Source organism: Streptomyces sp. NPDC001373 (assembly GCF_042895815.1).
Taxonomy (GTDB): domain Bacteria; phylum Actinomycetota; class Actinomycetes; order Streptomycetales; family Streptomycetaceae; genus Streptomyces.
The window spans coordinates 166,294-178,807 of record NZ_JBIAWQ010000001.1 but is presented as its reverse complement, the minus strand read 5'-3'; the positions used below and the strand labels follow the sequence as shown (position 1 = coordinate 178,807).

Genomic DNA, 12,514 nt, shown 5'->3' with positions numbered 1-12,514 from the left:
GAGAACGGACAGAACCCCCCACGGAGCACACCTTGACCAGCAGCACAGCGAAGCCGGCGTCGGGCGGCGGAAACGCGCCCCACTCCGCCCACCCCGACCACCTCGGGCACGTCATCTTCATCGCCGCGGCCGCCGCGATGGGCGGCTTCCTCTTCGGATACGACAGCTCCGTGATCAACGGTGCCGTCGTCGCCATCCGCGAACGCTTCGACGTCGGCCCGGCCGTGCTCGCCCAGGTGATCGCCGCCGCACTGATCGGCTGTGCCATCGGCGCCGCCACCGCGGGCCGGCTCGCCGACCGGCTCGGCCGCATCCGCTGCATGCAGATCGCCGCCGTCCTCTTCACCGCGAGCGCCGTCGGCTCGGCCCTGCCCTTCGCCCTCTGGGACCTCGCCGTCTGGCGCGTGATCGGCGGCTTCGGCATCGGCATGGCCTCCGTCATCGGCCCCGCCTACATCGCGGAGGTCTCCCCGGCCGCCTACCGCGGCCGGCTCGCCTCCTTCCAGCAGGCCGCCATCGTCATCGGCATCGCCGTCTCGCAGCTGGTCAACTGGGGCATCCTCAACCTCGCCGACGGCGACCAGCGCGGCGTGATCGGCGGGCTCGAGGCCTGGCAGTGGATGCTCGGCGTGATGGTCGTCCCCGCCGTGCTCTACGGACTGATGTCCTTCGTCATCCCGGAGTCCCCGCGCTTCCTGGTCTCCGTCGGCCGCAACGCCGAGGCCCGCAAGGTGCTCGCCGAGGTCGAGGGCTCCCACGTCGACCTCGACGCGCGCGTCGCCGAGATCGAGACGGCCATGCACTCCGAGCAGAAGTCCACCTTCAAGGACCTGCTCGGCGGCCGCTTCGGCCTGCTGCCCATCGTCTGGATCGGCATCGGCCTCTCGGTCTTCCAGCAGCTCGTCGGCATCAACGTGATCTTCTACTACAGCTCCTCGCTGTGGCAGTCCGTCGGCATCGACCCGACCAGCTCGTTCCTGTACTCCTTCACCACGTCGATCATCAACATCATCGGCACCGTGATCGCGATGATCTTCGTCGACCGGCTCGGCCGCAAGCCGCTCGCGCTGATCGGCTCGGTGGGCATGGCGGTCTCCCTGGGCCTGTGCGCGTGGGCGTTCTCGTACAAGACCGAGACCGGCGGCGAGATCTCCATGCCCGAGACCCAGGGCACGATCGCGCTGATCGCCGCGCACTCCTTCGTCCTCTTCTTCGCCCTGTCCTGGGGCGTGGTGGTCTGGGTGCTGCTCGGCGAGATGTTCCCCAACCGCATCCGGGCCGCCGCGCTCGGCGTGGCCGCCTCGGCCCAGTGGATCGCCAACTGGGTGATCACCGTCACCTTCCCGTCGCTGGCCGCCTGGAACCTCTCCGGCGCCTACGTCATCTACACCGTCTTCGCCGTGCTCTCGATCCCCTTCATCCTCAAGTGGGTGCCGGAGACCAAGGGCAAGGCGTTGGAGGAGATGGGGTAACCACCCCCGCCACCACCCCTCTCCTCCGTGGTGCTGCCCCGGTTCAGTCCCTGAGCCGGGGCAGCACCCTTTCGCACAGCAGCCGCAGGCTGCGCCACCCCTCCTCCAGGGGCATCCCGCCGCACAGCGGGTGCAGCACCAGGTTTCCCGCCTCGCCCGCCTCCCGGGCGAAGTCCACCGCCTCCTCCGGCGAGAGGATCCGGTAGACCCCCTCGGCCCGCAGCTCCTCGACCGTGCGGGCGCCGGAGCGGACGGCCGAGCGGATGTCCTTGGACTGCCAGGCGGCGTACGCCCCGGCCTCGTGCAGGAAGTGCTCCCCGTACCGCGCCCACGCCCGGTCGGGGTCCTCGGCGACGTGCAGCAGGGGGGTCCGCTCCGCCGGCATCATGCAGAAGCCCTCGGTGCCGTACTCGGCGAGCCGCTCCCGGTAGTACGCCTCCAGCTCCGGCAGGTGCGCGCTCGGGAAGAAGGGCAGGCCCAGCCGGGCCGCCCGCCGCGCGGCCGCCTTCGAACTCCCGCCCACCAGCAGCATCGGGTGCGGCTGCGTGAACGGCACCGGGGTCACCTTCACCGTGCGGCCGCGGAACTCGAAGGGCTCGCCGGTCCAGGCCTTGAGCAGGGTCTCCAGGAGCTCGTCCTGGAGCCGGCCGCGCCGGCCCCACTCCACCCCGTGCTGCTCGTACTCCTCGGGCCGGTAGCCGATGCCCGCCACCGTCACCAGTCGGCCGCCGCCGATCAGGTCCAGGACGGCGATGTCCTCGGCCACCTTCAGCGGGTCGTGCAGCGGGCCGATGATCGCCGAGACCGTGACCGCGATCCGCCGGGTGGCGCCGAGCACCGCGCCCGCGAAGGCGAAGGGGGAGGGCAGCCAGTGGTTGTCCGTGCCGTGGTGCTCCTCGGTCTGGACGGTGTCGATCCCGTGCCCGTCGGCGTAGCGTGCCATCTCCACCGCCGCCTGGTAGCGGGCGGCGAGGCTCTCGGGCGTGCCGTTCGGGTCGACGAGGTTGAAGCGGGCCACGGTGACGGGCATGGAGGGGTTCCCCTTCGCCGGATGCGGTCGGTCGGGCGAGGGGAGGTTAACTGACGGAGCGTCAGCCGGACAGGGTTTCCGCGGGCTCGCGGCCTTCGGCGGGCTCCGACTCGGCCGGGGCGGGCGCGGCGTCGCGCGGCAGGACGGCGTACAGCGCGGCGGAGGTGAGGATGCCGGCCACCCAGCCCAGCCCGTTCTCCCCGATCCAGGTCCCGGCGAGCGGCCCGGTGAACCAGTCCACCTTCGTGAACAGCGTGCCCACCACCAGCGCCAGCGCCCAGGCCGTCATCGCCTGCCAGGCGAAGCCGCCCCGGTACCAGTAGGCGCTGGTGGGCGTGGTGTCCAGCAGGGCGGGGCCGTCGTAGGAGGTCCGGCGCAGCATGTCCACGCCGAAGACCCCGATCCACGCCGAGAAGGCCACGGCCAGCAGGGTCAGGAAGGAGATGAAGGAGCCGAAGAAGCTGGTCGCGACCACCATCAGCAGGAAGCCGAAGACCAGGCTGATGACCGCGTTGACGCTGACCGCCCAGGCCCGCGGCACCTTGATGCCGAGGGTCTGCGCGGTGAAGCCGGCGGAGTACATCGACATCGAGTTGATCAGCAGCATGCCGAGGAGGGCGATCAGCAGGTACGGGACCGCGATCCAGGTCGGCAGCAGCTCGCCGATGAAGGAGACCGGGTCCTGCGCGCTGGCCAGGTCCGGGGTGCCGACAGCCATCACCGCGCCCATCAGCACCATCGGCAGCACGACCACGCCCGCGCCGCCGATCGTGGCCCCGACCACGCCCTTCGCGGAGGCCGTACGGGGCAGGTAGCGGGTGAAGTCGGGGCCGGACGGCACCCAGCTGATGCCGCCGGCCGCGATGGTGCCGATGCCCGCGACCATCATCGCCGTGGAGCCGGCCGGCTTGCCGAGGACGGTGGACCAGTCGGTGGTGAGGACCAGGTAGCCGAGCACGAGGACGCTGAAGGCGCCGAAGAGGTACGTCGACCAGGTCGAGCAGACCCGCAGCGCGTTGATCCCGAGCCCGGACACCACGAAGGTGCAGCCCACGAAGAACAGCAGGGTGACGACGATCAGGGCGGTGTTGCCCTTCACGCCGAAGAGGAGGTCGAGCACGGTCAGGATCGCGTAGGCGCCGCTGACCGCGTTGATCGTCTCCCAGCCCCAGCGGGCCACCCAGATCAGCGCCCCCGGGAAGAGGTTGCCGCGCTGGCCGAAGACGGCCCGCGAGAGCGCCATGCCGGGGGCGCCGCCGCGCTTGCCGGCGATCGAGATCAGCCCGACGAGCCCGTACGAGACGACCGGCGCGGCCACCGCGACGACCAGCACCTGCCAGATGTTGAGCTTGTTGAAGATGACCAGCCCCGCGCCCATGGTGAGCAACAGCACGCTGATGTTCGCGGCGACCCAGGTGGGCACGAGCCCGCGGACCCGGCCGCCGCGCTCGCCGTCCGGTACGGGCTCCAGACCCCGGGTCTCGACGGCGCCGTCGGCGGCGGTCTGTTCGGCAGGCATGCGTACTCCGTGGAAGCGGGGCTGGGAACAATCCGCCCATCATCGTAGATGTGGCGTTAAGACCACAAATGGCGGATCGCTGCCGGGTGGGAACGTCCAAGGTCCGGGGCCCAGGGCGCGCCGTGGCCGATACTGGGGGCGTTATGGAAATCCTGATCCTTGCTGTAGTCATCGCCCTGGTCGCGGTCGGCGTGATCAGCGGGCTCGTGGTCAGCAGCCGCAAGAAGAAGCAGCTGCCCCCCACGGCGCCGCCGAGCACGCCGACCATCACTGCCCCGCCTGCCGAACCGCAGGTGGGGGAGGACGCCGTAGAGACGGCGGAAGAGCCGCGCCGCACCATCGAGGAGGTCGTACTCCCGGAGGCGGAGGCCGAGGCTCCGGTCGAGGCGCCGGCTGCGGAGCCCGAGGCCCCGGCCGCGCCCGAGATCGAGGTGCCCGAGCCGACGGCCGGCCGCCTGGTCCGGCTGCGCGCCCGGCTCGCCCGGTCGCAGAACTCCCTCGGCAAGGGCCTGCTCACGCTGCTCTCGCGCGAGCACCTCGACGAGGACACCTGGGAGGAGATCGAGGAGACCCTCCTCATCGCCGACGTCGGCGTCGCGCCCACCCAGGAGCTGGTGGAGCGGCTGCGCGAGCGGGTCAAGGTGCTGGGCACCCGGACCCCCGCCGAGCTGCGCGCCCTGCTGAAGGAGGAGCTGGTCGCCCTCGTCGGCACCGACTTCGACCGTGCCGTGAAGACCGAGAGCGGCGTCGACACCCCGGCGGTCGTGATGGTCGTCGGCGTCAACGGCACCGGCAAGACCACCACCACCGGCAAGCTCGCCCGGGTGCTCGTCGCCGACGGCCGCAGCGTGGTCCTCGGCGCCGCCGACACCTTCCGCGCCGCCGCCGCCGACCAGCTCCAGACCTGGGGCGAGCGCGTCGGCGCCCGTACCGTACGCGGCCCCGAGGGCGGCGACCCCGCCTCGATCGCCTTCGACGCGGTCAAGGAGGGCATCGCCGAGGGCGCGGACGTCGTGCTCATCGACACCGCCGGCCGCCTGCACACCAAGACCGGCCTCATGGACGAGCTCGGCAAGGTCAAGCGCGTCGTGGAGAAGCACGGCCCGCTGGACGAGGTCCTGCTGGTCCTCGACGCCACCACCGGCCAGAACGGTCTGACCCAGGCGCGCGTGTTCGCCGAGGTCGTGGACATCACCGGCATCGTGCTGACCAAGCTCGACGGCACCGCCAAGGGCGGCATCGTCGTCGCCGTCCAGCGGGAGCTGGGCGTCCCGGTCAAGCTCGTCGGCCTCGGTGAGGGCGCGGACGACCTGGCCCCCTTCGAGCCCGAGGCGTTCGTGGACGCCCTGATCGGCGACTGAGCGGCCCGGCCCGCCCCGCAGACGAGTGCCCCCGCGTCCCGGTCCTCCGGGCGCGGGGGCACTGCTCTGTGCGCGAGGGCGCGGGCCGCGGCGGTGCGGGTGTGCGGGTGTGCGGTCAGTGGCGGAAGCGGTGGCACGTGTACGCGAGGGTGCCCAGCAGCAGCCGCGCCTGCGGGGGCCCGCCCGCGCAGTCCAGCGCGGGCGGGCGCAGCCAGACGGCCGGGCCGAGGCCCGCGTGGTCGGAGGGCGGGGCCGTCAGGAAGGTGCCGTGGCCCAGGGCGCGCAGGTCCAGGTCCGCGTCGTCCCAGCCCATCCGGTACAGCAGCTCGGGCAGCTCGGCCGCCGCGCCGGGGGCCACGAAGAACTGCGCCCGGCCGTCCGGGGTCGCCGTCACCGGCCCCAGCGGCAGGCCCATCCGCTCCATGCGGACCAGGGCGCGCCGACCGGCCTCGGCGGAGACCTCGATCACGTCGAAGGTGCGGCCGACCGGGAGCAGGATCGCCGCGCCCGGGTACTCGCCCCAGATCCCGGTGACCTCGTCCAGGGTGGCGCCCCCCGGGACGGTGGGGGCGAAGTCCAGCGGATGCGCCCCGGGAGCGGGGCAGTCCGCGCGGCCGCAGGAGCAGGAGCAGGCGCGGGCCGGAGCCGCGGCGCGGGCGCCGGGGACCGCGTCCCAGCCCCAGAGGCCGGTGTACTCCGCCACCGTCGTGCACTCCGAGGTACGGCCGCGGCGCCGGACGCCGGAACGGAATTCCTTGGTGCCGCGGCTGCCGCCGATCGTGAAGCCCATGCCCATGCCCCCTCCAACGGGTTGGACGCGCCGGTGGTTACGACGTCGGCGAGACCTGTCGGGGGTCGGGCGGAGCACACTGTCCACCGGAGCCGCCCGGCGCACTCCCCGCCGCGCGCGCCCCCGGTGTGCTCCCGTCCAACCGTTCCGTTTCGCCTTCCTGTCAAGTGAATCGCGCCTGGCCGGTGGCGAGTTCATTCGAAGGGGTGGCGAATGGTGGCGTTTCTGGAATCAACCTCGCCGACGGGGTGATCGTAGGATTACTTTCGGTTCACGAACCCCGGAAGCGGGCCCATCCGTGGGTATGCCGGAGGCAATGTGTGGAGGACCTGTGAAGGTCCCAGGCGGCAGGGGCCGCCCCGGCCAGGGTTTCGTGTGAAGAGGCGATCCGGATGGGGGCGTTCCAGTGGGCGGCAGCGGCGCAAGCGGAACGAGTGGCGAGGCGGCCGGCCGCAATGAACAGCTGACCTCGTGGTTCGTCCGCAGCGGCTGGTCCAAGGGCGAGCTCGCCCGTCAGGTCAACCGCCGGGCCCGCCAGATGGGCGCCCACCACATCAGCACCGACACCTCCCGTGTGCGCCGCTGGCTCGACGGCGAGCAGCCCCGCGAACCCGTGCCGCGCATCCTCTCGGAACTCTTCTCCGAACGCTTCGGCGCCGTCGTCGCCATCGAACAGCTCGGCCTGCGCAGCGCCCACCAGACCCCTTCCGTCTCCGGGGTCGACCTGCCCTGGACGGGCCCCCAGACCGTGGAGCTGCTCAGCGAGTTCTCCCGCAGCGACCTGATGCTGGCCCGCCGCGGCTTCCTCGGGACCTCCCTCGCCCTCTCCGCCGGCCCCGCCCTCATCGAGCCCATGCAGCGCTGGCTCGTCCCGATGCCGGCCGCCGCCGACCCCGTGCCGCGCGACGGGGGAGCCCCGTCCGGGCACCGGCCGCCCCGCCTCTCCGGACCCGAGCTCGACCTCCTCGAGGCCACCACGGTGATGTTCCGCCAGTGGGACGCCCAGTGCGGCGGCGGACTGCGCCGCAAGGCCGTCGTCGGGCAGCTCCACGAGGTCACCGACCTGCTCCAGGAGAACCACCCGGCCCCCGTCATGAAGCGGCTCTTCAAGGTGGCCGCCCAACTCGCCGAACTCGCCGGCTGGATGAGCTACGACATCGGCCTGCACCCCACCGCCCAGAAGTACTTCGTCCTCGCGCTGCACGCCGCGAAGGAGGCCGGGGACAAGCCGCTGGGCTCGTACATCCTCTCCAACATGAGCCGCCAGATGATCCACCTCGGCCGCCCCGAGGACGCCCTGGAGCTCATCCACCTCGCCCAGTACGGCAGCCGCGACTGCGCCGGGCCGCGGACCCAGGCCATGCTCTACGCGATGGAGGCCCGCGCCTACGCCAACATGGGCCAGCCCAGCCGCTGCAAGCGGGCCGTGCGCATGGCCGAGGACACCTTCGGCGACGTCGGGCTCGGCGGCGAACCGGAACCCGACTGGATCGGCTTCTTCTCCGAGGCCGAACTCAACGGCGAGAACTCCCACTCCTACCGGGACCTGGCCTACGTCGCCGGACGCAGCCCCACCTACGCCTCCCTCGCCGAACCCGTGATGGAGAAGGCCGTCGAGCTCTTCGCCAAGGACGAGGTCCACCAGCGCTCCTACGCCCTCAACCTCATCGGCATGGCCACCGTCCACCTGCTCCAGCGCGAACCCGAGCAGGCGACCGTCCTCGTCGACCAGGCCCTCGACGTGGCGCGAAAGGTGCGCTCCGAGCGGGTGAACACCCGGCTCCGCAAGACCGTGGACACCGCCGCCCGTGAATACGGCGACGTCGCCGAGGTGGTCCGGCTGACCGACCTGCTCGCCTCCCGCCTCCCCGAGGCCGCCGAGGCCGTCTGAGCCGCCCGGCGGCCCGGGCGCGCGCCTGACGCGCGCCCGAGCCCCGCCCGACCCTCACCTGACACGGACCGGACCCGTACCTCACCGGTTCATTCAGGCGTAACAAGCCCGACCTCTTCGTCATCGGAGCGAAACACCGAGCGGCGCCGCCGGAAACCGGCCTGCGCGAACCTCAGGGCCAATAACCGGCCAGACCCTGCGCCGCCGCTCAGGTACCCCGACGATCGCCCGCACGCGAACGTACCGACGACGAGGAGACGCCGATGGCTCCAGCCATCACGACCCTCGCAGCAGACACCCCGACCCTGTCTGCCGCGAACACCGGGTTCATGCTCATCTGCTCCGCCCTGGTCATGCTGATGACCCCGGGACTCGCCTTCTTCTACGGAGGCATGGTCCGCGTCAAGAGCAGCCTCAACATGCTGATGATGAGCTTCGTCAGCCTCGGGATCGTCACGATCCTGTGGGTGCTCTTCGGCTTCAGCCTCGCCTTCGGCACCGACTCCGGCTCCGTCATCGGCTGGAACTCCGACTACGTCGGCCTCAGCGGCATCGGCATCACCGAGCTCTGGGACGGCTACACCATCCCGGTCTACGTCTTCGCCGTGTTCCAGCTGATGTTCGCGGTCATCACCCCCGCCCTGATCAGCGGCGCCCTCGCCGACCGCGTCAAGTTCAGCGCCTGGGTGCTCTTCACCGCCCTGTGGGTGACCGTCGTCTACTTCCCCGTCGCCCACTGGGTGTGGGGCGCCGGCGGCTGGCTCTTCGAGCTCGGCGTCATCGACTTCGCCGGCGGCACCGCCGTCCACATCAACGCCGGCGCCGCCGCCTTCGGCGTCATCCTGGTCATCGGCAAGCGCGTCGGCTTCAAGAAGGACCCGATGCGCCCGCACAGCCTCCCCCTCGTGATGCTCGGCGCCGGCCTGCTCTGGTTCGGCTGGTTCGGCTTCAACGCCGGCTCCTGGCTCGGCAACGACGACGGCGTTGGCGCCGTCATGTTCGTCAACACCCAGGTCGCCACCGCCGCCGCCATGCTCGCCTGGCTGGGCTACGAGAAGCTGCGCCACGGCTCCTTCACCACCCTCGGCGCCGCCTCCGGCGCGGTCGCCGGCCTCGTCGCCATCACCCCCGCCGGGGGCTCCGTCAGCCCGCTCGGCGCGATCGCCGTGGGCGCCATCGCCGGCGTGCTGTGCGCCATGGCCGTCGGCCTCAAGTACCGGTTCGGCTACGACGACTCCCTCGACGTGGTCGGCGTCCACCTCGTCGGCGGCGTCGCGGGCTCCCTCCTCGTCGGCCTCTTCGCCACCGGCGGCGTCCAGTCCGACGCCAAGGGCCTCTTCTACGGCGGCGGCTTCGAGCAGCTCGGCAAGCAGGCCGTCGGTGTCTTCTCCGTCCTCGCCTACTCCCTCGTCGTATCGGCGATCATGGCCTTCCTCCTCGACAAGACCATCGGGATGCGGGTCGCCGAGGACGTCGAGGTCTCCGGCATCGACCAGGCCGAGCACGCCGAGACCGCCTACGACTTCAGCGGCGCCGGCGGCGGGATCTCCGCGCGCGGCACCGCCTCCCACGCCCCCGTGGCCGCAGCCAACAAGAAGGTCGACGCATGAAGCTGATCACCGCGATCGTCAAGCCCTACAAGCTCGACGACATCAAGGAGGCCCTCCACGCCTTCGGCATCCAGGGCCTGACCGTCTCGGAGGCCAGCGGATACGGCCGCCAGCGCGGCCACACGGAGGTCTACCGCGGCGCCGAGTACACGGTGGACCTCGTACCGAAGATCCGCATCGAGGTCCTCGCCGACGACGACGAGGCCGAGGAGCTCATCAACGTCATCGTCAGCGCCGCCCGCACCGAGAAGATCGGCGACGGCAAGGTGTGGAGCGTCCCCGTGGACTCCGTCGTCCGGGTCCGCACCGGCGAGCGCGGCACCGACGCCCTCTAGCGGACGGGAGCCCCCGGGTGACGAGCGCCGAAGCGACCACGCAGGACCCCACCGGCTCGGGACCCGGCGGATACGCCGCGGCCCGGCTGCGACTCCTCGGGGAGGAGTCGCGGTCCGGGCCGTCACGGCGTTCCGCCCTCTCCGCCCTGACCGACCAGTGGCTGAACGACGGGTTCACGACCGCCGCGCAGGAGACCGGCGTACGGGGCGCGGCCCTGGTCGCCGTCGGCGGCTACGGCCGCGGGGAACTCTCCCCGCGCAGCGACCTCGACCTGCTCCTGCTCCATGACGGCAAGGCCCGCCCCCAGGCTCTGGCCGCCCTCGCCGACCGCCTCTGGTACCCCGTCTGGGACCTCGGGCTGGCCCTCGACCACTCCGTACGGACCCCCGCCGAGGCCCGCAAGGTCGCCGCCGAGGACCTCAAGGCCCACCTCGGGCTGCTCGACGCCCGGCTCGTCGCGGGCGACGCCGGACTCCTCGCCGGACTGCGCACCTCGGTGCTCGCCGACTGGCGCAACCAGGCCCCCCGGCGGCTGCCCCAGCTGCACGCCCTGTGCCGGGAGCGCGCCGAACGGGCCGGGGAGCTGCGGTTCCTGCTGGAGCCCGACCTCAAGGAGGCGCGGGGCGGGATCCGGGACGCCACCGCGCTGCGGGCCGTCGCCGCGTCCTGGCTGGCCGACGCCCCGCGCGAGGGGCTCGACGGGGCCCGGCGCCGGCTGCTGGACGCGCGGGACGCCCTGCACCTGGTCACCGGCCGCGCCACCGACCGGCTCGCCCTCCAGGAACAGCCCCAGGTCGCCGCCCGGCTGGGGCTCCTCGACGCGGACGCCCTGCTGCGCGAGGTCTACGAGGCCGCCCGCGTCGTCGCCTACGCCGGCGACGTCACCTGGCGGGAGGTCGGACGGGTCCTGCGGGCCCGGGCCGCCCGGCCCCGGCTGCGCGGGCTGCTGGGCACCCGGGGCGCGGCGGCCGCCGCCGAACGGGCGCCGCTGGCCGAGGGGGTCGTGGAGTCCGACGGGGAGGCCGTCCTGGCGCTCGCCGCCCGACCCGAACGGGACCCCGTCCTGCCCCTGCGGTTCGGGGCGGCCGCCGCCCAGGCCGGACTGCCCGTCTCGCTGCACGCCGTCCGCCGGCTCGCGGCCCAGGCCCGGCCGCTGCCCGTGCCCTGGCCCGCCGAGGCGCGGGAGCAGCTGCTGACCCTGCTGGGCGCGGGGGAGCCGATGGTGGGGGTGTGGGAGGCGCTGGAGGCCGAGGGCCTGATCAGCCGGCTGCTGCCCGACTGGGAACGGGTGCGCTGCCGCCCCCAGCACAACCCCGTCCACACCTGGACGGTGGACCGGCACCTGATCGAGACGGCCGTCCGGGCCTCGGCGCTGACCCGCCGGGTGGGCCGGCCCGACCTGCTGCTGACGGCGGCCCTCCTGCACGACATCGGCAAGGGCTGGCCCGGCGACCACTCCGTCGTCGGCGAGACCATCGCGCGCGACATGGCCGCACGGGTCGGCTTCGACGCCGAGGACACCGCCGTACTGGGCACGCTCGTACGCCACCACCTGCTGCTGGTGGACACCGCGACCCGGCGGGACCTCGACGACCCCGCCACCGTCACCGCGGTGGCGCGCGCCGTCGGCTCGACCGCCACCCTGGAGGTCCTGCACGCCCTGACCGAGGCCGACGCCCTCGCGACCGGGCCCGCCGCCTGGAGCACCTGGCGCGGCTCCCTGGTGGCCGACCTCGTGCGGCGGGTCGCCGCCGTGCTGAGCGGGGCCCCGGCGGCCGACCCGCAGCCGGAGCGGCCCACCGCGGAGCAGGAGCGCCTGGCCCTGGAGGCGCTGCGCACCGGGGAGCCGGTGCTCACCCTGCACGCCCGGCAGGAGGAGGACGACGCCGTCGGGGCCGAGCTGGCCGTGGCCGTCCCGGACCAGCCCGGGGTGCTCCCGGCCGTGGCCGGGGTGCTGGCGCTGCACCGGCTGACGGTGCGGGCGGCGGACCTGCGCTTCCTGGAGCTGCCCGAACACCTGGGCGAGGTGCTGGTGCTGCGGTGGCGGGTGGCGGCGGAGTACGGGACACTGCCGCAGGCGGCCCGGCTGCGGACCGACCTGGTACGGGCGCTGGACGGCTCGCTGGACGTCCCGGCCAAGCTGGCCGGCCGCGAGGCGGCGTACCCGCGCCGGCGGGGGGTGGTCCCCCCGCCGCCCCGCGTCACCGCGGTCCCGGACGTCTCCCCCCTGGCCACCGTCCTGGAAGTCCGCGCCCCCGATGCGGTGGGCCTGCTGCACCGCATCGGCCGCGCCCTGGAGGAGGGCGGCGTCCGGGTGCGCAGCGCCCATGTCTCCACGCTGGGCGCGAACGCCGTGGACACCGTCTACGTGGTCGACCCGGACGGCAAGCCCCTCCCGCCGGCGGAGGCGGCCGCCCTGGCCGTGCGGATCCAGTCGGCCCTGTCGTAGCCGCTGCGCGCGGCGGGAACCCGGCCCCGCCCCCGGGGGGTGGCGGGGCCGGATAC

General features: G+C 73.1%; 9 protein-coding genes. 6 read left to right on the top strand and 3 right to left on the bottom strand.

Going from position 1 to position 12,514, the window contains the following annotated elements; all coding sequences use genetic code 11:
* Positions 1-32 precede the first annotated feature (32 nt).
* Positions 33-1,472 (top strand): sugar porter family MFS transporter, encoded by a 1,440-nt coding sequence (locus ACFY15_RS00920; RefSeq protein ID WP_390688935.1) that lies wholly within the window; start codon positions 33-35, stop codon positions 1,470-1,472.
* A 43-nt stretch (positions 1,473-1,515) separates the two neighbouring features.
* On the opposite strand, the gene ACFY15_RS00915 is transcribed toward ACFY15_RS00920, so the two are convergent.
* The gene (locus ACFY15_RS00915) at positions 1,516-2,502 is read right to left on the bottom strand and encodes an LLM class flavin-dependent oxidoreductase (protein WP_390688936.1); all 987 of its coding nucleotides are present in this window, start codon (positions 2,500-2,502) and stop codon (positions 1,516-1,518) included.
* Between the two features lie 61 nt (positions 2,503-2,563).
* Positions 2,564-4,021 carry a cytosine permease gene (locus ACFY15_RS00910; RefSeq protein ID WP_390688937.1) on the bottom strand — a complete coding sequence of 486 codons (1,458 nt, stop codon included), beginning with the start codon at positions 4,019-4,021 and terminating at the stop codon, positions 2,564-2,566.
* A 143-nt stretch (positions 4,022-4,164) separates the two neighbouring features.
* On the opposite strand from ACFY15_RS00910, the gene ftsY reads away from it, so the two are divergent.
* Positions 4,165-5,382, top strand: coding sequence for a signal recognition particle-docking protein FtsY (gene ftsY, locus ACFY15_RS00905; protein ID WP_390688938.1), 1,218 nt, complete (start codon positions 4,165-4,167; stop codon positions 5,380-5,382).
* A 115-nt stretch (positions 5,383-5,497) separates the two neighbouring features.
* On the opposite strand, the gene ACFY15_RS00900 is transcribed toward ftsY, so the two are convergent.
* A complete protein-coding gene (locus tag ACFY15_RS00900) occupies positions 5,498-6,172 on the bottom strand; it encodes a bifunctional DNA primase/polymerase (RefSeq protein ID WP_390688939.1) in 675 nt (224 codons plus the stop codon).
* Between the two features lie 406 nt (positions 6,173-6,578).
* On the opposite strand from ACFY15_RS00900, the gene ACFY15_RS00895 reads away from it, so the two are divergent.
* The 4 genes from ACFY15_RS00895 to ACFY15_RS00880 all read left to right on the top strand — a co-directional run bounded on the left by ACFY15_RS00895 (position 6,579) and on the right by ACFY15_RS00880 (position 12,458).
* Positions 6,579-8,063 (top strand): hypothetical protein, encoded by a 1,485-nt coding sequence (locus ACFY15_RS00895; RefSeq protein WP_390688940.1) that lies wholly within the window; start codon positions 6,579-6,581, stop codon positions 8,061-8,063.
* 263 nt (positions 8,064-8,326) lie between these two features.
* Positions 8,327-9,673, top strand: a complete 1,347-nt coding sequence (locus ACFY15_RS00890; protein WP_390688941.1) for an ammonium transporter — start codon at positions 8,327-8,329, stop codon at positions 9,671-9,673.
* The gene (locus ACFY15_RS00885; protein ID WP_390688942.1) at positions 9,670-10,008 is read left to right on the top strand and encodes a P-II family nitrogen regulator; all 339 of its coding nucleotides are present in this window, start codon (positions 9,670-9,672) and stop codon (positions 10,006-10,008) included. Before ACFY15_RS00890 ends, ACFY15_RS00885 begins: the two co-directional genes overlap by 4 nt.
* A 17-nt stretch (positions 10,009-10,025) precedes the next feature.
* A complete protein-coding gene (locus ACFY15_RS00880; protein ID WP_390688943.1) occupies positions 10,026-12,458 on the top strand; it encodes a [protein-PII] uridylyltransferase in 2,433 nt (810 codons plus the stop codon).
* The last annotated feature ends 56 nt before the right edge of the window (positions 12,459-12,514 follow it).